Annotated in this window: 19 protein-coding genes; 8 read left to right on the plus strand and 11 right to left on the minus strand. The window is 60.8% G+C overall.

All coding sequences use genetic code 11. The annotated features are described in order from the left end of the window. Position 1 precedes the first annotated feature (1 nt). The 9 genes from J7394_RS12185 to J7394_RS12225 all read right to left on the minus strand — a co-directional run bounded on the left by J7394_RS12185 (position 2) and on the right by J7394_RS12225 (position 9,307). Complete coding sequence (locus J7394_RS12185; protein WP_209253347.1) at positions 2–739, minus strand: Asp/Glu racemase; 738 nt, start codon at positions 737–739, stop codon at positions 2–4. Beyond that, complete coding sequence (locus tag J7394_RS12190; protein WP_209253349.1) at positions 736–1,803, minus strand: histidinol-phosphate transaminase; 1,068 nt, start codon at positions 1,801–1,803, stop codon at positions 736–738. Before J7394_RS12190 ends, J7394_RS12185 begins: the two co-directional genes overlap by 4 nt. Then, positions 1,800–3,440: a hydantoinase B/oxoprolinase family protein gene (locus tag J7394_RS12195; RefSeq protein ID WP_209253351.1), complete on the minus strand. Its 1,641-nt coding sequence runs from the start codon at positions 3,438–3,440 to the stop codon at positions 1,800–1,802. Before J7394_RS12195 ends, J7394_RS12190 begins: the two co-directional genes overlap by 4 nt. Beyond that, a complete protein-coding gene (locus J7394_RS12200; RefSeq protein WP_209253353.1) occupies positions 3,437–5,533 on the minus strand; it encodes a hydantoinase/oxoprolinase family protein in 2,097 nt (698 codons plus the stop codon). The genes J7394_RS12195 and J7394_RS12200 overlap by 4 nt, the downstream gene beginning before the upstream one ends. A gap of 221 nt (positions 5,534–5,754) precedes the next feature. Continuing rightward, positions 5,755–6,159: a hypothetical protein gene (locus J7394_RS12205; RefSeq protein ID WP_209253355.1), complete on the minus strand. Its 405-nt coding sequence runs from the start codon at positions 6,157–6,159 to the stop codon at positions 5,755–5,757. Between the two features lie 11 nt (positions 6,160–6,170). Continuing rightward, positions 6,171–6,872: a hypothetical protein gene (locus J7394_RS12210; protein WP_209253357.1), complete on the minus strand. Its 702-nt coding sequence runs from the start codon at positions 6,870–6,872 to the stop codon at positions 6,171–6,173. Further along, positions 6,842–8,395 (minus strand): caspase family protein, encoded by a 1,554-nt coding sequence (locus J7394_RS12215; protein WP_209253359.1) that lies wholly within the window; start codon positions 8,393–8,395, stop codon positions 6,842–6,844. The genes J7394_RS12210 and J7394_RS12215 overlap by 31 nt, the downstream gene beginning before the upstream one ends. Positions 8,396–8,444: 49 nt before the next feature. After that, positions 8,445–8,957: an RES family NAD+ phosphorylase gene (locus tag J7394_RS12220; protein ID WP_209253361.1), complete on the minus strand. Its 513-nt coding sequence runs from the start codon at positions 8,955–8,957 to the stop codon at positions 8,445–8,447. Then, the gene (locus J7394_RS12225; protein WP_170378480.1) at positions 8,957–9,307 is read right to left on the minus strand and encodes an MbcA/ParS/Xre antitoxin family protein; all 351 of its coding nucleotides are present in this window, start codon (positions 9,305–9,307) and stop codon (positions 8,957–8,959) included. The genes J7394_RS12220 and J7394_RS12225 overlap by 1 nt, the downstream gene beginning before the upstream one ends. Positions 9,308–9,538: 231 nt before the next feature. Here J7394_RS12225 and J7394_RS12230 point away from each other — a divergent pair, with 231 nt between their 5' ends. The 5 genes from J7394_RS12230 to J7394_RS12250 are packed head-to-tail and all read left to right on the plus strand — an operon-like array spanning position 9,539 to position 12,484. Beyond that, complete coding sequence (locus J7394_RS12230) at positions 9,539–9,973, plus strand: hypothetical protein (RefSeq protein ID WP_209253363.1); 435 nt, start codon at positions 9,539–9,541, stop codon at positions 9,971–9,973. Further along, the gene (locus J7394_RS12235; RefSeq protein ID WP_209253365.1) at positions 9,970–10,635 is read left to right on the plus strand and encodes a MotA/TolQ/ExbB proton channel family protein; all 666 of its coding nucleotides are present in this window, start codon (positions 9,970–9,972) and stop codon (positions 10,633–10,635) included. The genes J7394_RS12230 and J7394_RS12235 overlap by 4 nt, the downstream gene beginning before the upstream one ends. After that, a complete protein-coding gene (locus J7394_RS12240; RefSeq protein WP_247748191.1) occupies positions 10,628–10,993 on the plus strand; it encodes a biopolymer transporter ExbD in 366 nt (121 codons plus the stop codon). The genes J7394_RS12235 and J7394_RS12240 overlap by 8 nt, the downstream gene beginning before the upstream one ends. Positions 10,994–10,997: 4 nt before the next feature. Beyond that, positions 10,998–11,375, plus strand: coding sequence for a biopolymer transporter ExbD (locus J7394_RS12245; RefSeq protein ID WP_170488189.1), 378 nt, complete (start codon positions 10,998–11,000; stop codon positions 11,373–11,375). After that, positions 11,372–12,484 (plus strand): energy transducer TonB, encoded by a 1,113-nt coding sequence (locus J7394_RS12250; RefSeq protein ID WP_209253367.1) that lies wholly within the window; start codon positions 11,372–11,374, stop codon positions 12,482–12,484. Before J7394_RS12245 ends, J7394_RS12250 begins: the two co-directional genes overlap by 4 nt. A 2-nt stretch (positions 12,485–12,486) precedes the next feature. On the opposite strand, the gene J7394_RS12255 is transcribed toward J7394_RS12250, so the two are convergent. Next, positions 12,487–14,670, minus strand: coding sequence for a Tex family protein (locus J7394_RS12255; RefSeq protein ID WP_209253369.1), 2,184 nt, complete (start codon positions 14,668–14,670; stop codon positions 12,487–12,489). Positions 14,671–14,825: 155 nt separating this feature from the next. Next, positions 14,826–15,986, minus strand: a complete 1,161-nt coding sequence (locus J7394_RS12260; protein ID WP_209253371.1) for a zinc ABC transporter substrate-binding protein — start codon at positions 15,984–15,986, stop codon at positions 14,826–14,828. A 57-nt stretch (positions 15,987–16,043) separates the two neighbouring features. Between J7394_RS12260 and J7394_RS12265 the strand changes: the two genes are divergently transcribed. Genes J7394_RS12265 through J7394_RS12275 form a run of 3 tightly spaced genes read left to right on the plus strand, consistent with a single transcriptional unit; the run spans position 16,044 to position 18,093 of the window. Further along, the gene (locus J7394_RS12265) at positions 16,044–16,556 is read left to right on the plus strand and encodes a transcriptional repressor (protein ID WP_209253373.1); all 513 of its coding nucleotides are present in this window, start codon (positions 16,044–16,046) and stop codon (positions 16,554–16,556) included. Positions 16,557–16,558: 2 nt separating this feature from the next. Continuing rightward, the gene (locus J7394_RS12270) at positions 16,559–17,299 is read left to right on the plus strand and encodes a metal ABC transporter ATP-binding protein (RefSeq protein ID WP_209253374.1); all 741 of its coding nucleotides are present in this window, start codon (positions 16,559–16,561) and stop codon (positions 17,297–17,299) included. Further along, positions 17,299–18,093: an iron chelate uptake ABC transporter family permease subunit gene (locus J7394_RS12275; protein ID WP_209253375.1), complete on the plus strand. Its 795-nt coding sequence runs from the start codon at positions 17,299–17,301 to the stop codon at positions 18,091–18,093. The genes J7394_RS12270 and J7394_RS12275 overlap by 1 nt, the downstream gene beginning before the upstream one ends. Position 18,094 lies beyond the last annotated feature (1 nt).

Raw genomic sequence — 18,094 nt, forward strand, 5'->3', positions numbered from 1 at the left:
CTCAAATGCAGTTGAACAATCGCCCCGGCAGCCCATGATGCCGTGGTAGCCCGAGTTCGCGCAGCAAGCAGAACATCATCGCCTGGTTGGACGTTACGACGGGTTTGCCCAGCGTGGATTCAACCCGCTCGATGGCCTCAACGGACCGCATATCGGTGCAACTCAGAACAATCGCCTCGGCCTGCAAGTGGTCGGCCTGGCAGGCGAGGTCAAAGACTTCGTCCGGGGTCAATTCTCCCTGACCGTAATTGCCCAGTTCCCGGCCCACATCGGCGCATTTAACCGTTTCAATCCCATTTTGGGCCATGAACGCGATGGCCTGCGTATTGATCTCGCCTAGATAGGGCGACGAAAAGCCGACTTTGCGGGCCCCAAACGCCTGAATGCCCGCGATCAGAGCACTAGCGGCTGTGACTGATTTGGCATTGGCACCGGATTTGATCTGCTCGGCCAACTCTGCGTCGAAAGATGGGCCGTGGGTCAGCGTGGCCGAGGTGCAGCCGTACAGAACGATGTCGGGCCGCACGCCGGAGATCATCCGCAAATCATGGCTGATATCCGACGCGCCCAAACCGGCCATCTGATCCGAGCCGGGGATTTCGTCCACGTCATACCCACCCATGCGCTGAAAATGCAGCGTGGTGTTGGGCGGGCGCATCAACGCAAGATCCGGCTCTAGATTTGTGTTGGTGAAAGGCACCAGAACGCCGATCTTGGCCGCAGTTCGGGTCTCGGTCATTTCAGAACTCCTTCCAACACATCGCGGGCGCGGTTCATCACGTCTGGTGTGCAAATCGTGGCGCGGAGGCAATCGCCTAGGCCATAGCCGCCCATCCCGCGCATCAGCAAGTTTTCTGCGCGCAAAGCGGCATCGGCCCGCTGCGCTTGATCGACTGAGGCAAAACGCAGCAAGGCGAAATTTGTGTGGCTTTGCGGGACGGTTAACCCCATAGAGCGACAATCTTCGATGAACGCATCACGGATTTCGGCAGTTTTTGCCACAACCTCTCGCATATGCGCCTGATCTCGCATCGCCGCAGCAGCCGCTGCCTGCGAGGGGATCGAGACATTGTTTGGGTTCAACAGCTTGCGCAGCTCTGCTCCAATCTCGGGCGGAGCATAGGCCCACCCGACCCGAGCGCCCGCCAGCCCATAGGCTTTGGAAAACGTCCGGGTGATGAACGTATCGCCGCGCTGAATCATAGCGAATATCTCTGCCGGATCATGTTCGGCATCCGAGAACTCGGCGTAGGCTTGATCGACGACCAGCAGAACGTTCTTGGGAAGGCTGGTCCGCAGGCGCACAATCTCAGCGTTCGGGATAACCGTTCCGGTCGGATTGCCGGGATTGCAGACGAAGACGATGCGGGTTTTTGGAGTGACTGCGCTCAGGATGTCATTCACCGAAACAGTCAAATCGACCTCGCGCGCCTTGACATAATCCGCCTGTACCTGCGCGGCTGCCGAGGCGACAAAGGCGTAGCCGTAGTCGGTGCCCAGCACGCGGTCTCCTTGCCCGGCGTAGGCGCGGATCAGGCAACCGATCAGCTCCATCGATCCCGCGCCGCAAAGGATGTTGCTCGGGTCCAGCCCATGCGCTTCGGCTATCGCCAAACGCAGGTCCGGCCATTCCGGATCAGGATAGAGTGGCATGTTTGCCATCGCGGCCTGTCCGGCTGCAATGGCGGCTGGGCTGGCGGGAAAAGCGCTTTCGTTCTGGGCCAGTGAAATCGTCTGAGGACCGCCAAGATCGGCCAGTGCATAGGCGGCTAGGGCACCAACATGAGGGACGGGCCGGATCATGAGCCACCTCCGTATGCTTTGGCCCCTTCGGCGCTGACCAGGCCGCGCTTGAGATCCAGTGCCAGCGCATCCGGGTGCCTGTCTGTCGGATCGCCGAAGCCTCCTCCTCCGGGGGTTTCAAAGATAAGGTAATCGCCGTCTTCCACCCTCAGCTCGCCCTTGCCGGGGATGTCAGCGTCGCCGTCGCGGAACCGGATGCGCCCGGGTGCTCCGGGTTGGCCACCCATCCGGCCAAGCGCGGGGAATTTCAGCCGCTCGACCGACAGGAACACGATGAAGGGCGCACCGTTGGCCGAGGTCATCTCAATCCTTTGCCCCAACCCGCCGCGGTACTTGCCCGCACCGCCCGAGTCCGGCCGAAGCTCGCGCCGCCAGATCGTGACGGGGGCGACGCTTTCGGTGATCTCCACCTGGCTGCCAAACACGCCGGAAGGGTAGGCGGTTGCCGATAACCCATCCGCATGAGGTCGCGCGCCCGTGCCGCCGTTGTGCACAGGCTCCACCGCGAATTCGCGTCCTCCGTCACGGGCGACTTCGGGTGCGTGGCGCATGGGCAGGTCGAACATGCAGGATGCGCCTTCTGCCGGGACCTGATCGGGCAGGGCCTGATGCAGGCAGCCCAGAACCAAATCAGGGGTCACCTGACCCAGTGTGTGCCGCATGGCCACGGGCACAGGGCGCTGTGCGTTCAGGATACAGCCTTTAGGGCCGTCGACGGTGAACGGCTCCAGTGAGCCTGCATTGTTGGGAATGTCTGAACCTACAATGCAGCGCAGGGCGAAAACTGTATAGGCAGTGGCATAGTTCAGCGGCACGTTGATGCCCTTGCGCGAACAGCCGGAGGTGCCAGTGAAATCCACATGCATCCCATCGGCGCTGACGATCAGGGTGGCGTGCAGTTCCAATTCACTCTCATATCCATCCATCTTCAGGACGTTCTTGTAGACGCCAGCAGGCACCTCGGCGATGGCGGCCAGAGTGCCCCGGCGCGAGGTGTCGATGATATAGGCCCCCAGCGCGTCCAGATCGGCGATACCGAATTCCTCCATCATCGACACCAGCCGGTTCACTCCGGCCTCGCAGCAGGCGATCAGGGCGTAGATGTCGCCCTCATTGGCCACGGGTTCACGGCTGTTGGCGCGGATAATGTCCAGAAGCAGTGCATTGGGGGTTCCTTCTTCGACCAGTTTGCAAGGCGGGATCAGCAGGCCCTCGTCGTATATGTCCGAACCCTCAGGCCCCATTCCAAGCCCGCCCAGATCAACCAGATGCGAGGTGCAGGAGGTGAAGCCGACGACCTTGCCATCCTTGAACGCAGGCATCATCAGCAGGAAGTCGTTCAAGTGACCCGAGGCGAGCCATGGATCGTTCGTCATATAGATGTCGCCCGGTTTCATCGTTTGTACCGGGAAAGTGGCGCGCAGGTGCTGCACCGCTTCGGCCATGGTGTTGATATGGCCCGGCGTGCCTGTCACGGCTTGCGCCAGCATCCGGCCATTCACGTCGAAAATCCCGGCAGAAATGTCGCCGCATTCGCTTACAATAGGGCTGAAGGCGGCGCGGATCAGGGTCTGGCCCTGTTCCTCGACAACCGCCAGCAGCCGGTTCCACATCACTTGTAGTCGGGCAGGGGTCATTGCGTGCCTCCTTTCTGGTTCCGGGTCAGGACGAGGTTTCCAATGGCATCCACATGGGCCGAGAAATCGGCTGAGACGAGTGTTGTCGTTTGTGGTTCATGGATCAACGCAGGGCCGCAGATGCGGTCGCCGGGTTTGAGATTGGCGCGGGCCACAAAACAAGCCTGTTTCATCTGCCCGTCTACATCACAAATGATGGGTCGGGCTTCTAAAGGCGTCATGGTGGTCAGCCCCGGGGTGGCAGGCAGATCAGGAACGGCAGCGTCCGGAGTCGCGACTTGCACGGCCCAGTTCAGGATCTCGATCTGCATGCCCGGCACGGGGCGCGAGAATTGCTTGCGGTACTCGGTTTCAAACGCTTCGGTCAGCGGGGCGAGGTCTTCGGTGGTAAGTGTGCGATCGGGCAGCGAAATCTCAATCTCATGCCCCTGACCGCTATAGCGCATGAAGGCTGAGCGTCGGATTTCGGTCGGTGCATCTCCGGCACCTTGGGCAACGACGGCGCTGGCCTCGGCAATCATGTCGCCAAAAAGGTCGTTGATCGCCTTGAAATCCAACGTACCCAGTAGAGAATAGTACGAGCGCACGATCTCAAAAGACACGGGCGCGAATAGAAAGCCCACGGCTGAGCCAACACCGGGATCTGGAGGCACCACGATGCGGTTAACGCCCGCAGATCGGGCCACGCGGCTGGCATGTAGCGGGCCGTTACCGCCAAAGGCGATCATGGTGCGTGGCCCGAGGTCTTTGCCCGACTCCACCGCGTGCATCCGCCCTGCGCTGGCCATGCTTTCATCTACGATGCGGCTGACCCCGTCAGCGGCCCCTGTCGCGTCGGTTTCAAGCGCCGTGCCGATTACACTTTGCAATGCGCCGTTTGACGCCTCCGGGTCGATCTTGATGAACCCTTCGGCAAAAGTGTCGGGCACGATGTAGCCCAGAGTGATGTCGCTGTCGGTTACAGTCGGCTCGGTCCCGCCGCGCCCGAAAGCCACCGGGCCGGGTTCCGAGCCTGCCGATTTTGGCCCCACCGTCAGACGGCCCAGCCGGTCCACCCCGGCAATGGAACCTCCGCCCGCGCCGATTTCGATCATCTCGATCACAGGGATGCGTACCGGCATACCTGAGCCTTTGATGAACCGTTCCGCCCGCGCGATCTCGAATTGGCGCGAGGTTTGAGGTCGAGCGTTGTCGATCAGGCAGAGCTTGGCGGTCGTGCCACCCATGTCGAAGGACAAAACCTGATCCAACCCGGCCCGAGCAGCGATACGCGCGGCTAGAATAGCCCCTCCGGCAGGGCCACTTTCGACCAGCCGGATCGGGAAACGCATGGCCGTCTGGACGGTGCACATGCCTCCACCAGCGGTCATCATCAGGATCGGGCAGGTGACCCCTTCGGCTTCGAATTTTTCGACGAAGCGGGTCAGATATGTCTCCATCAGGGGTTGGATATAAGCGTTGGCAACCGTTGTGCAGAGCCGGTCAAACTCGCGCGCCTCGGGGCTGACATCGGATGAGATCGACACGGTGAGATCGGGGCGTCGTTCGGCAAGAGCATCGCGCAGCCGACGTTCATGCATGGAGTTCGCGTAGGAATGCATGAGGCAGATCGCAACCGCATCCGCCCCGCTGGCGTCGATTTCAGCCAGAAGCGCGTCAATAGCGCCGTCTTCCAGTTCGATCAGAACCTCACCGGTCGCGGACATTCGCTCTCGAACGGTCAGAGAGCGTTCACGCGGGACGAGAAGGTCGGGCTTTTCCAGATTGATATCGTATTGCGCATAGCGCCGTTCGTAGGCGATTTCGAGGATATCGCGGAAGCCTTCTGTCGCGACGGTTGCCACGGTGGCCCCGCGCCTCTCGATCAGAGCGTTCGTGGCCAGTGTGGTGCCGTGGATGAAACCGGTCACCTCGGCCAGGGACCGTCCCGCGCTTTCCATGACGCGCAGCGCCCCTTCCATTGCGCCTTCGGCCGGATTTTGGTGCGTGGTCAGGGTTTTGGTCGAGGCCAGTATCGTCTCATCGCCTGAAACGAGGACGGTATCGGTAAACGTGCCGCCAATATCTATGGCGAGGCGCAGAGCAGTTGTCATGGAGGGGTCCGTTGTCGTCTGTAACAGTTTGGGCATAGCGCCCGTTCGGCTTGTTACCGACCCGGTGCCACCAAGTTGCAGCCGGTGGCCCGGCGATCCATACGAGTTGGGATGCACTGACAAGTCATGAGGAATTGTCGGGCGGTTTTTACGTTACTGCTAGCGCATTTGCGACATCGCGGCTTTTCAGCGACGTAAAAACCTGAACTTCGCTGCAGGGCTTATCCCGACAGCCGCGCCAAATCCGCACTTAGCGCGCGGGCGTCGGAAATGCTGCGCTGCAAGGCCTGCAATTGCGCCTCGGCAGTGGTGCCTTGGGGCTTTGCGTTCAGCACCCTGTCGATTCTGGCGGCTGTGGCGGGATCTCCACCGCCGATGGCATCGCGCTGTTGCAGGATTTTCAATTTCAGCTGCGCCAGTTCCGATTCCGAGGACCTGATCTGCGCGGCCAATGCGTCGTTGCGGGCCTGAGCTGTCGCCACATCACCCTCGGCGGCTTCTATCCGATCATCATAGGCTCCGGTCGCAATGCCCGATACTCCGGCGAAGAAACCTCCGTCCGCCGGGTCTGTCGTGGTTTGGCAGGCGGCCAAAAGAAAGCAAGGCAGAGCAATGCGTGTGATCATGTTCTGCCCTGTCACAGCGACGACGCCAGATCGCTGGCGATTCCGCGCATCTGCGAAATCTGGTTGGAAAGCGCCTGCAGATCACCGTCAATAGGCGAGGTGGTCTGGCGGCGCTTGATCGTCAGGCTGCGCGCCTCGGCAAATTCCGCCTGCCGTTTGGTTGCCCCGTCAATGGCCAGCTCCATCTGTTTCAGATTGCCATTGGCCTCGGTCAGCTCTCGTTGCAACTCGGCCTGATCTACGGTTCCCGCTGCGGCGCGAGCGTTCAGTGCGTCCAATTCAGCCTTTTGAGCCACCAGAACTTCGTTCATCACGTTCAGCGTGGTCTGCATTTCGGCAGCATTCCGGTCCAGATCGGATTTGATCTGACGCAGCCGTCTTTCGCGCCCGGCGTAGCTGCGCTGCACATAGGCCACATAGGTGCCTGCCAAAGCGCCAGCACCCAATCCTAGGGCAATGCCTGCGCCCACGTCGTCAGAACCGCCCAGCCCAAAGCCGATCGCTCCCCCCGTGACACCGCCTGCGATCGCCCCTTGCAAGATCGTCTTTTGTAAGGCTGCGGCTTGCTTTGCCAGATCGGCCTCGGCTTGGCTTGAGCCAGCGCCTACTGATCTCAGCGTTTCCGGCTCGCTGCCGCCACCGCAGGCGGACAGAACCAACGATGCCCCTAACACGGCGGCGATCAGCCGGGTGGAATTAGATCTGCCAGCCATTGGTAACTCCCTTTTTTACTATCTTCTGCCTGCGCCACATGGCGCAGAAACAATGCGGCATCCTCGCTCAGGCGCGCATGTGCTTGCCCGAGGTTACGCGAAGTCGCCGCAGCGTCAAAGAAATCTGCGCCTGGCTCGGATGGAAAGAACACCACGGCGCGGGTCAAAAGTTCATCGTAATAACTGCGGCTTTGATCCAGCCGCCTTAGAATGACACCGCGTGAGCGATAGATGTCGTAGATATCATTGCGGGCCTGTTGCAGTACCGGCAGCGCGGCAGGGTCCGAGCGGGCGATCTCTTCGATCTGACCCAAGGCATTTTCAGCAACGGCCAGAGTGCGTTCGACACTGCGCAGTGCAACAATATCGGTACGCAGACTCTGCAACGTCGTGGCGGCCAGAAAGACTGAGACTTCGGCGGCGTCTTCAAACAGACGCTCTGGCGTTGCGGTTTCCTGCAGCGGCAAGCGACGGCGGTACTGATCGAGGGCCGGTTCCAGATTGCGGCTTGGCCCATCTGGCATCAACCCAAGGGTGGAAAGGGCCGCGGCCAGCTTATCGGGTTCCGCGGCAGCCAGCGTGGCGCTGATCGGCGCGGCTGGGGCGGTTGCGGTTTTCCTCAACAGCTCAATCCGGTCACGCGCGAAAGCGGCGAACAGGCCGTCGGGATAGGTTTGCAGATAGTCCTTGAAGTCAGATTGATCGCTGCTTGCGGAAATGCTCCGCCAATGGGCCATGTCGGCCTCAAAAGCGTCCGTGGGACTGGCCGAGGACAAGCCCGGCGCGAAACTATGCTCATCCAGAACGGATTCTTCGACCCATGGGATCTGGCGGCCTTCGGTGTCCAGAACCACTTGCTGACGCACCCGGCCCAGCATCAGCCGCACATCCAGATCGGGCGTTGCAATATGATCCAGCAGGCTCGAGGTGAAGACACTGTTGTCGCCCAGCCCGTCATACGCCACGTTGCCGGGGTCAGTGGCATAGGCGATCAGCAAACCTGCACCGCCCCGGATGCGGACGAGGCCCTGTTCGACCATCCCTTTCTCCGAGAACGGGTTATTGCGGCAAGCATCCAGCAGCAGGATGCCGACATCCGGCCCCGCCTTGGCAAGTACATCGCGCACGCGGTCGATGGTGATCGAACTCCGGCTGAGGGCGGTTAGGTCATTCCCTGAAAACTCGGTGCCGATCAGGTGGTTCTGACCGCCGATCTGAACCCCGTGTCCGGCATAGAAGAAGACAGCCATTTCAGCGCCCTGTGCCGCCTGCCCAAAGGCTTGGACGGCCCGATCCATCGAGGCTGCGTTCTGATCGGTGGCCTCGGTCACGGCAAAGCCAAGCTCTCGTAGCGCTGCGCCTAAGGCCTCAACATCGTTGACTGGGTTGCGCAAGGCCATATCCGGGGCGCGGTAGTCGGAATTGCCGATCAGCAGGGCCACACGATCGGCCGCCCGGGCCGAGCCTGTCGCCAGAACCAGACAGGTCATTATGCAAACCAGCAAAAATCGGAACCGAGTCATACCGTCACCTTAGCGCATGGGTTTTGGACTGCACAGTAAGATTGGCGCTCTATAGCCTGCCCAGTCGATCCTCGTCGTCCACAACGGTCAGCCGCGTATCCGGACTGCTCCACCGCCAGAGGACGAGATTGAGGTTTGTCGGTGTCGTCCCTGGTGCGAAGCTACGCACCAGCAAACCGACCAATCCGTCCTTGATCAATTGCGCGGCCAAGTCTTGCGTCGGGACGGCGCGACGGTCCAGCATGGCCGACCGCCAACCGGGATCGGCCAGTACGGACGCGGTCATTCCGTATTGGGCCAAGGCGGCCTCGTCTCGTGTGTCGAAGATCGGGCCCAGATCCGCGTGGTAAGATACCAGTATTGTCGGCTGCAAATCCCCGACCTGATAGGCCTCACGCAGGGCCGTGGCCGGGTCCAGCGCCGTGTAGAGCGCAGGTGTACCCTTCGCGTTGAACCGACCACCATATTTCTCTGCCCCGCGACCCGAGAGAGGTTCGCGCGCGTAGACCGGGTTTAATGCTCGAAAAAGCGGCCCGCGATACCGGCCCTCGTCAAGCGGCATCAGGCATAGACACCGGCATCGACGGCATCAATGTACTCCAACACCTGCTGCGCCTTGCCCTCCTGCACCAGCTGCATGGCGGTACGCCCGTCAAAGCCGGGCAGGGGTTCCGAGCGATACCAGGCATAGGCGATCAGATCCGAGCCAAAACGCGGTTGCACCTTGTTGAGAACCTCGACCAGTTCGCGCAGGCGACGTTGGGTCTTGTCGGATTGAATACGCGTGCGGCGTTGCAGGGCATCCTTGCCCAACCCCACGGTCAAGGCGACCTCTTCGGCGGATGTACGCAGGGCCGCCGCGATTTTCCGAGGCTCAAACAGCCCGCCTTCGGCGAATTGAGCAATCTGCATGCCACCCTCCAATCCTGTAACTTTGACAGTATATAGCGTCACTATCGCTGATCTTCAAGGAAACATACCGTGTCGCTGCCTCTCAAACCTCATCAAACCCCTTGGCAGACGACATGATCCTCACCAACTTGGGACCACCCGTTGATTGACGACAGCCCGAGCGGCCCTTTTACCTGTTCGCAGCCTCGGGTATGAGGTCTCAAATGGCAAGAAAACAGCAGGAGCCCGTCCATGTCGTTTCATCGCACCGCTTTTGCGGCATTGCTCGCGGCCGTGCTGCCAGCCGTCAGTTGGGCGCAATCAGACAGCGCGCCGTCTGAGGCGCTGTCCGTCGAATTGAACACAGCACAGAATGTGGGCAATGCCTGCCGTCTGACGTTTTTGGTGCAAAACGGAACTGGGGTCTCAATCGACAAAGCCGTGTTCGAGACCGTGATCTTCGACACCGAAGGCGGCGTGGTTAGCCTGTCCCTGTTCGATTTCCGAGATCTTCCGGCAGATCGACCGCGCGTGCGGCAGTTTGATCTGCCCGAAAGGGATTGCGCGCAAGTGGGCCGCGCCTTGATCAACGGTGCAAATACATGCGTGGTCGACGGTGCGGAAAGCACTATCTGTGGCGATAAGCTCAGCCTCAGCAGCCGGGTCAAAGTGGAGCTTTTGGGATGAACATCTTGGGCACTTTGCGTGAAATTCTGGCGCTTGGCGGGCCGGTCGTTGGTATCTTGATCGTGATGTCAGTTCTGACGCTTTCGGTCACGCTGTATAAATTGTGGCAGTTCGCGGCTTGTGGTGTTGGTCGCCACAAGGTTCTGTCCGAGGCGCTGGCCGCTTGGGATGCAGGGGATCGCGCCGCAGCGCGTACTCGGCTGAACGACAGCAGCAGCTACCTTGCACCGATCGTTGGCGCCGCGATGGATGGGGTGGATGTCCCGGGCGTGGATGACCGCCTCGATGCCGAGGCCGGTCTTGCCCTTGCCGGGTTGGAGCGCGGCTTTCGACTACTGGACACGGTCGCGCAGCTTGCCCCGCTGCTTGGATTGTTCGGAACGGTGCTTGGCATGATCAACGCGTTCCAGAGCCTGCAAACCGCCGGTTCCTCGGTGGACCCGTCGCTGTTGGCCGGTGGTATCTGGGTCGCCCTTGTGACAACGGCTGTAGGACTTGCGGTGGCGATGCCGACCTCGATGGTTCTGTCTTGGTTGGAAAGCCGCACTTCGCGTGAGCGGGTGTTCGCAGATAAAGCGCTGCGGACCATTCTGGTGCCCGGTCACGCGCTGCAGACAACGGCTGGGGCACAGACCCCGAGCGCCGCCCCCGAACATGCGTAACACGGCGCCCTTTGCCAGACGCCCCTTGTCGATGACGCCGCTGATCGACGTCATATTCCTGTTGCTGCTGTTCTTCATGCTCTCATCCACCTTCTCGCGATTTGCTGAGATCGAATTGACCCAAGCGGCGGCTGGCAGTGGCGCGGGTACGGCACCAGCGGACAGAGTGTTCCTGCAGCTTGGCCCGGATCGGTTGGTTCTGAACGGGGCCTCGATCACGTTGGATGATCTGCTGACGCAAGTTGAAACCGGGCAGGTTCTGATCAGCCTCGACGCTGATACCTCGGCGCAACGTCTTGTCGATGTATTGGTCCCTCTGCGCGGTCGGGACGGGTTGACCGTCACGGTGTTGGAGTAGGCCGATGATCCGCCAGACCCCCCAACGCCGCAGACGCGACTCCACGATCCCGCTGATCAATGTGGTGTTCCTGATGCTGGTCTTCTTCCTGATCGCCGGCACCGTGGCCCCCCCTTTGGACCCCGATCTTGAGCTTGTGGACACCGCAGAACTTGAGGGGCGTGAGCCGCCGGATGCGCTGGTCCTGCATGCAGACGGATCGCTCAGCTTTCGCGGGCAGGCCACCGACGCGGAAACCTACATGGCGGATCATGAAGGCGAAGAGGTCCGCATCGTGCCGGACCGCGCGGCCTCGGGCCCGCGTCTGATCGAGGTGACAGGCGCGCTGCGGCGGGCTGGGGCGAAATCGGTCTTTCTGGTCACGCAGCAGGCGATCGAATGATCCGAACCTCGGCCATCATTGCCGCCGTGGCCGTTCTGGTTTCGCTGCTGGTGCACATTTTGGGCCTGAGCATGACTACAGCCAGCCTGACCCATTCGCCAAGCGCTGTGGGCGATGAGGAAGATGCGGTGACCCTCGGCACGGCCTTTGAGGATTTGGCCGAACAGGTGCCCGAACCGATCGAGCCAGAAGAAGCGGAGGTGCCCGAACCTCCGGTCGAAACCTCGCCCGAGCCTGAAGAGGCGGAGATTCCGACAAGCGAAGCTCTGGTTGCGTCACCCGATCCGCAAGAGCAGGTTTTCGCGCCCGATACCGGCCCCTCCAATGGCGGTCAGGCCGAGGTGCCAGAGCTGGAGGTGACCGAATCCGTTGACCAGTCGGAGACGCAAACGGCAGCAAGTGATGAGGTCGACGCGACGCCTTTGGCCGAGCCGTCCGATGTCGTCGAAATACCGCAAGCCAGTGCCGCAGAGACGGTCGAGCCGGTCGAAACGCCGGAGGCTGAGCAACTGGCCGCGTTGCCGCCCGTCGAGGTCGCTCCTGTGCCGCTGGAACAAGAGGCTGTCGAGCCAGAAATCGCAGTAGAGCCTGTGCCAGACGAAGCAGAACCCGTGGAGGACAGCGAAGGAACCGAGCAGGCGGTGGCAACTTCCATTCGACCGCGCTTGCCCAATCGAACGCCCTCGGACGAGGTTCAGCCCGCTCTGCCCGGCGCGCGCAATTTCGACAATCTGAAATTTCCAGAACAAACCATTGAATCCCCGCTGGCAGCCTATCAGCGCAAAGGGATTGATGCTTTCACCCGTAATGACCGGGGCAACCAGTCCGGTGGGCGAGGGCCGGGCAATTCCACCACGACCAACTATGCCGGACAAGTTCTTGTGCATCTGAACCGCGCACCCCGGGTCTATGCTCCGGTCCGTGGATACGCGCAGGTGTTCTTTCAGATCGACCCGGATGGCTCATTGGCCTGGGTCGAGGTTATTACCAGTTCGGGTTCGGATCAGCTGGATCGGGCTGCAAAAGATCAGGTCCGGGGGGCCGCACCGTTCCCGCCGCCGCCCGGTGGTGTCAGCCGCAAACTGTCTTTCTACTACCAGAACGGCTGAGCCTAGCGCGCTCCGCGCCGTTGCTGCGCTCCGCCATCTTTGCGCATGGTCAGGCCAATCCGTTTGCGGGGGACGTCAACTTCGACAACGCGTACCTTCACGACCTGGCCGGTTTTGACCACCTCATGCGGGTCTTTGACGAAGCGATCCGCCAATTGGCTGACATGGACCAACCCGTCCTGATGAACGCCGATATCCACGAAAGCCCCGAAAGCGGCCACATTGGTCACCGTCCCCTCCAACAGCATGCCGGGTTTGAGGTCGGTGATCTCTTCTATGCCGTCCCGGAACGACGCTGTGACAAAGCTGGGGCGCGGATCACGGCCCGGTTTTTCAAGCTCGGCAAAGATATCGCGAATGGTGGGCAGGCCGAAGGTCTCATTGGCGAATTGCTCGGCCCGCAAGCCCTTTAGCGCCCCGTCATGTCCCATGATCTGACGGATATCCCGACCGCAGGCAGCGACGACGCGGCGGGCGACGTCATAGGCTTCGGGGTGGACCGAGGACGCATCCAGCGGCTCCTCTCCATCGCGGATGCGCAGGAATCCCGCGCATTGCTCAAAGGCGCGCGGCCCGAGGCGGTCCACCTTCAGCAAGTCTTTGCGGGACTGGAACGCGCCGTTGTGATCTCGGTGCTGCACGATGGCCTCGGCCAAGCCGGGGCCAAGGCCCGACACATGCGACAGCAGCGGGGCCGAGGCGGTGTTCAGGTCGACACCGACCGCGTTCACCACATCCTCGATCACCGAAGCCAGTGACTGGGACAGGCGATGCTGGTCCACGTCATGCTGGTATTGCCCGACCCCGATGGATTTCGGTTCGATCTTCACCAACTCGGCCAACGGGTCTTGCAAACGGCGTGCGATCGAGACTGCACCGCGTAGGGATACATCCAGATCCGGGAACTCTCGCGCCGCCAGTTCCGACGCGGAATAGACCGAGGCCCCAGCCTCGGACACGACTGTTTTGGTGGGGGCTTTGACCGATTTGGGCAGCAGGCTGAGCGTGTCGGCGACCATTCGTTCGGTTTCACGGCTCGCGGTGCCATTGCCGATGGCGATCAGCTCGATCTGATGGGCCGAGATCAGATTCAAGATCGCCGCCTGCGCCCCCCGCAGATCGTTTTTCGGTTGAAACGGATAGAGTGTGTCTGTCGCAACGACTTTGCCGGTGGCATCCACCACGGCGGCTTTGACGCCGGTTCGAATGCCGGGATCCAGACCCAGCGTGGGCCGCGCGCCCGCCGGGGCCGCAAACAGAACATCCTTGAGGTTGCGCGAGAACACCTGAATCGCCTCATCCTGCGCCCGGCTGCGCAGGTCGGCCATCAGCTCGACCATCATTGACAGGGACAGCTTGACCCGCCAGGTCCAGCCCGCAACCTTGCGCAACCACTTGTCTCCGGGGCCATCGCCACGAGTTTGTAGATGTGAGGCAACAATCGTCTCAGCCCGCGCCGCGCCCGAGTCGGGCTCAGGAGCGATATCCAGCGTGACGACCCCCTCTTTCGAAGCCCGCAACATGGCCAGGGCGCGGTGCGAGGGGGCGGTTGCCCAAAGCTCGGAATGGTCAAAGTAGTCGCTGAACTTAGCTCCCTCTTTTTCTTTGCCCTCAACGAGTTTTGAAGACAAAAGCGCCTCTTGCTGCATGAAATTGCGTAGCTCACCCAGCAGAAGGGCGTTTTCCGTCAGCCGCTCGGTCATGATGTCACGTGCGCCGTTCAACGCGTCCTTGGTCGTTTGAACAGCCTCTGACAGGTAGCTCTGCGCAAGGGCCTCGGGGTCGGCATTGCGGTCGGCCAGAATGGCGTCGGCCAGCGGCTCCAGCCCGTTTTCGCGGGCGATCATCGCCTTGGTGCGCCGCTTGGGTTTGTAGGGCAGGTAGATATCTTCCAGCTGCGCCTTGGTCTCGGCCCCGGCGATGGATTTTGCCAGATCGTCCGACAATTTGCCCTGATCCTTGATCGACGTCAGGATTGTCTGCCGCCGCGCCTCCAGCTCTCGCAGATAGGTCAGCCGGTCCGAGAGGGTTCGAAGCTGCGTATCGTCCAGCCCGCCGGTCGCCTCTTTGCGATAGCGGGCCACGAAGGGCACGGTCGCGCCTTCGTCCAGCAACCGAACGGCGGCCGAGACCTGATCCGCGCGCGCGTTGATTTCGGTGGCGATTGTGCGTGCGATACGGTCCAAGGGGGCCTCCTGAAACTGGGTCGGAAGGACTTCTTAGACAGCGTTTTGACAGAGGGGAAGAGGGTCAGCGCATTGGGGCAAGATTTCCTGAAACGGTCTGCCCCTTTGCCTGTGTTCGAGGCCCGGCCGCTGAGCCGGTCGGGCGTTGGCGTGCCTTAGAGGCACTCAGCCAATGTGTTCGCCATATTGCGCAGAAGTTGGGGATAGAGTGCCGGGCCGGGTTCAAGTTCCGTGCTGAGGGGATCAATCACACCTGTGTTTGCCTCAGTTCCCTCTAGCACGGTTGCAATCAGACCGGAGTTGAACTGCGGTTCAGCAAGCACACAATCAATCCCTTCGTCGCGGATACGCGCTTGAATCTCAGCAATGCGAGCGGGGCTTGGATCTGACGCATCGCCGATCGAGATCGCGCCGGAGGCCGGGAAGTCGAAGTCATTTTCAAAATACTGATAGGCGTCGTGGAACACAATGAAGCTACCGCCTTTAACAGGCTCCAGCGTTTCTGCGATCTCGGCTGAAAGTGCCTCCATCTCGGCGCGCGCGGCTGCTGCGTTTTCAAAGTACTTGCCTGCGTTTTCAGGGTCAGCAGCAGAGAGTTGGGCAGCGATGACGTTCAGCCATGTGCTGGCATTTGCAGGCGACAACCAGGCATGCGGATCGTGTTCGCCATGCGCGTGACCTTCGTGGTCGTCATGATCATCATGGTCTGCATGCTCTTCATGGCCATGGTCGTCATGCGCGTGGTCATCTTCCTTGTCATGGTCGTGATCATCGTGACCATGTTCATCCTTGTGATCGTCGTGATCATCATGGGCGTGGTCGTCGTGATCGTCATGCGCGCGTTCGTCTTTGTGATCGTCATGATCATCATGCGCATGTTCGTCCTTGTGATCATCACCATGATCTTCGTGACCATGGTCGTCATGATCCTCGTCATCGCCGTGATCATGCGCTTCGAACAGCGCGTCCTCGCGGAAGTCCAGCAGAGTGGTTCCGTCCGCCTCCAGAAGCGTTGTTACAGTCGCGCCGCCAGCGAGCGTTTCGACAGCGTTTTCCATCCATGGCGTCAGATCTTCGCCGATCCAGAAGACCAGATCAGCCTCTTGCAGAGCTGCCGCCTCGGACGGGCGTAGGTTGTATTCATGGGGTGAGGCGCCCGGCTGAACGATCAGGCTGGGTTCGCCCACACCGTCCATCACACGGGCTACAAGCGAATGCACCGGGGCAATGTCAACGGCAACACTAGGGACGTCGGCCAAGGCGGTTCCGCCCAACAATGTAGCGGTGATCGAAATGGAAAGGAGGTTTCTGGACATTGGACCCTCTGTGTGATTTTATAACATTTAATCGCGGCATATATGATATAAGATAACATGACAAGTCAGAGGCAACAGAACTCGACCAGCGAAGCTGCGCCGGTGGGGTTCCATGATCATGACCACGTGTCCTGCGTGGAAACCGGCCTTGCCATGGCTGAGGCAAAGTGCAGCGCCGAGGGCCTGCGCCTGACGCCTGTGCGTCACAAGGTGCTGGAAATGCTGTTGCAGGAACACAGGGCGCTTGGCGCCTATGCCATCCTTGATCGCCTGCGGGATGAGGGGTTCGGCTCGCAGCCGCCCGTGGCCTATCGCGCCTTGGATTTTCTGGTCGAAAACGGGTTTGTCCATAAGATCGAACGGCTGAACGCTTTTGTGGCCTGCGCCCATCCGGGGGCGACGCATTCACCTGTCTTCATGATCTGCCGTGGCTGTGATGCGGTGGCCGAAGCTTCCTCGGCCGTTGATAGCGGTGCCCTTGGCGATGCCGCCCGCGCCGTGGGTTTTGAAATCGAACGTACTGTAGTAGAAGCCGAAGGTCTCTGCTCTGACTGCACCGAAAAGGCCTAGCAATGTCCCTTGTCACCGTTGAAGACCTGAGCGTGAGCTACGGGGCCAATACCGTGTTGCGCCATGTCCATATGATCATCGAACCCGGTGAGATCGTGACAATTGTCGGGCCGAACGGGTCCGGCAAGACAAGCCTGTTGCGCGCCATTATCGGCGCCACCAAACCGGCCAAAGGGCGCATTACACGTAAACAGGGACTGCGGATCGGTTACGTGCCGCAGAAACTGCATATCGATCCGACCCTTCCCATTTCAGTCGAGCGCTTCATGCGCCTGACCAATCGCGTCAGCCGCGCCCGCTGTGCCGAGGCGCTTGAGGAAGCCGGCGTTCCTGATCTGTTGAAGCGACAGATGACACAATTGTCCGGCGGGCAATTTCAGCGCGTGCTGCTGGCGCGGGCCTTGATCAACCACCCGGATATCCTTTTGCTGGACGAAGCGACGCAGGGTTTGGATCAACCGGGTTCAGCGGCCTTCTACCGGCAGATTGAAACCGTGCGCCGCGAGACCGGCTGCGCCATTTTGATGATCAGCCACGAATTGCACGTGGTCATGAGCGCCTCGGACCGGGTGATCTGCCTGAACGGTCATGTCTGCTGCGAAGGCTCGCCCGCCGTTGTGGCCTCGGCCCCTGAGTATCGCGCCCTGTTCGGGACAGGCACCGGAGGGGCACTGGCGCTGTACCGGCATGACCACGATCATCATCACGACCACGATCATAGCTCTCAGGACGCTGCAGAATAATGCTGGATGATTTTATGACCCGCGCTACACTGGCCGGGATAGGTGTGGCTTTTGCGGCGGCTCCGCTGGGATGTTTCGTAGTCTGGCGCCGAATGGCCTATTTCGGTGACGCAACCGCGCATGCGGCCATTCTGGGCGTTGCCTTGTCGCTGACCTTCCAGATGTCTATTTTCGCGGGCGCGTTGGCCGTAGCTCTGCTGATGGCGTTGACGGTTACTTTGCTGTCCGGGCGGGGATACGCGATGGACACACTATTGGGCGTTCTGGCCCACTCTGCACTGGCCTTTGGCTTGGTTGCCGTTTCGTTTCTTTCCGGCGTCCGCATTGACCTAATGGCTTATCTTTTTGGCGATATTCTGGCCGTTTCGCGAACAGATCTTGCTGTGATCTGGTGCGGGGCGGCACTGGTCGTTGCCCTCATCGGGTGGCGCTGGTCGCAGCTATTGACCGCGACTCTGAACGAAGAACTGGCCTATGCCAGCGGGTACGACCCCAAACGCGAGCAATTGATCCTGACCCTGTCTCTGGCGGTGACCGTCGCGGTGGCAATCAAGGTCGTGGGCGTTCTTCTGATCGCAGCCATGCTGATCATTCCGGCGGCCGCTGCGCGCAGCCTTGCCCGATCGCCCGAGTCCATGGCCCTGATCGCCGCGGCCATCGGAGCGGTTTCCGCCGTAGCCGGTTTGCGGGCGGCTTACGTGTTCGACACACCTGCAGGGCCGTCAATTGTATGCGTCGCGGCAATCTTGTTTGCCTGTTTCAGCCTGTTGGGATGGAAAGGTCACAAGCGGTAGA

Source organism: Ruegeria sp. R13_0 (genome assembly GCF_017743995.1).
Taxonomy (GTDB): Bacteria; Pseudomonadota; Alphaproteobacteria; order Rhodobacterales; family Rhodobacteraceae; genus Ruegeria.

What these genes read in the sequence shown, in the direction of transcription:
- J7394_RS12200 (WP_209253353.1), bottom strand. Translation starts at nt 5,533, where the DNA reads ATGACAACTGCTCTGCGCCTCGCCATAGATATTGGCGGCACGTTTACC.
- J7394_RS12250 (WP_209253367.1), top strand. Translation starts at nt 11,372, where the DNA reads ATGATCCGAACCTCGGCCATCATTGCCGCCGTGGCCGTTCTGGTTTCG.
- J7394_RS12235 (WP_209253365.1), top strand. Translation starts at nt 9,970, where the DNA reads ATGAACATCTTGGGCACTTTGCGTGAAATTCTGGCGCTTGGCGGGCCG.
- J7394_RS12210 (WP_209253357.1), bottom strand. Translation starts at nt 6,872, where the DNA reads ATGGCTGGCAGATCTAATTCCACCCGGCTGATCGCCGCCGTGTTAGGG.
- J7394_RS12205 (WP_209253355.1), bottom strand. Translation starts at nt 6,159, where the DNA reads ATGATCACACGCATTGCTCTGCCTTGCTTTCTTTTGGCCGCCTGCCAA.
- J7394_RS12260 (WP_209253371.1), bottom strand. Translation starts at nt 15,986, where the DNA reads ATGTCCAGAAACCTCCTTTCCATTTCGATCACCGCTACATTGTTGGGC.
- J7394_RS12220 (WP_209253361.1), bottom strand. Translation starts at nt 8,957, where the DNA reads ATGCCGCTTGACGAGGGCCGGTATCGCGGGCCGCTTTTTCGAGCATTA.
- J7394_RS12275 (WP_209253375.1), top strand. Translation starts at nt 17,299, where the DNA reads ATGCTGGATGATTTTATGACCCGCGCTACACTGGCCGGGATAGGTGTG.
- J7394_RS12265 (WP_209253373.1), top strand. Translation starts at nt 16,044, where the DNA reads ATGACAAGTCAGAGGCAACAGAACTCGACCAGCGAAGCTGCGCCGGTG.
- J7394_RS12270 (WP_209253374.1), top strand. Translation starts at nt 16,559, where the DNA reads ATGTCCCTTGTCACCGTTGAAGACCTGAGCGTGAGCTACGGGGCCAAT.
- J7394_RS12225 (WP_170378480.1), bottom strand. Translation starts at nt 9,307, where the DNA reads ATGCAGATTGCTCAATTCGCCGAAGGCGGGCTGTTTGAGCCTCGGAAA.
- J7394_RS12240 (WP_247748191.1), top strand. Translation starts at nt 10,628, where the DNA reads ATGCGTAACACGGCGCCCTTTGCCAGACGCCCCTTGTCGATGACGCCG.
- J7394_RS12215 (WP_209253359.1), bottom strand. Translation starts at nt 8,395, where the DNA reads ATGACTCGGTTCCGATTTTTGCTGGTTTGCATAATGACCTGTCTGGTT.
- J7394_RS12185 (WP_209253347.1), bottom strand. Translation starts at nt 739, where the DNA reads ATGACCGAGACCCGAACTGCGGCCAAGATCGGCGTTCTGGTGCCTTTC.
- J7394_RS12245 (WP_170488189.1), top strand. Translation starts at nt 10,998, where the DNA reads ATGATCCGCCAGACCCCCCAACGCCGCAGACGCGACTCCACGATCCCG.
- J7394_RS12195 (WP_209253351.1), bottom strand. Translation starts at nt 3,440, where the DNA reads ATGACCCCTGCCCGACTACAAGTGATGTGGAACCGGCTGCTGGCGGTT.
- J7394_RS12230 (WP_209253363.1), top strand. Translation starts at nt 9,539, where the DNA reads ATGTCGTTTCATCGCACCGCTTTTGCGGCATTGCTCGCGGCCGTGCTG.
- J7394_RS12190 (WP_209253349.1), bottom strand. Translation starts at nt 1,803, where the DNA reads ATGATCCGGCCCGTCCCTCATGTTGGTGCCCTAGCCGCCTATGCACTG.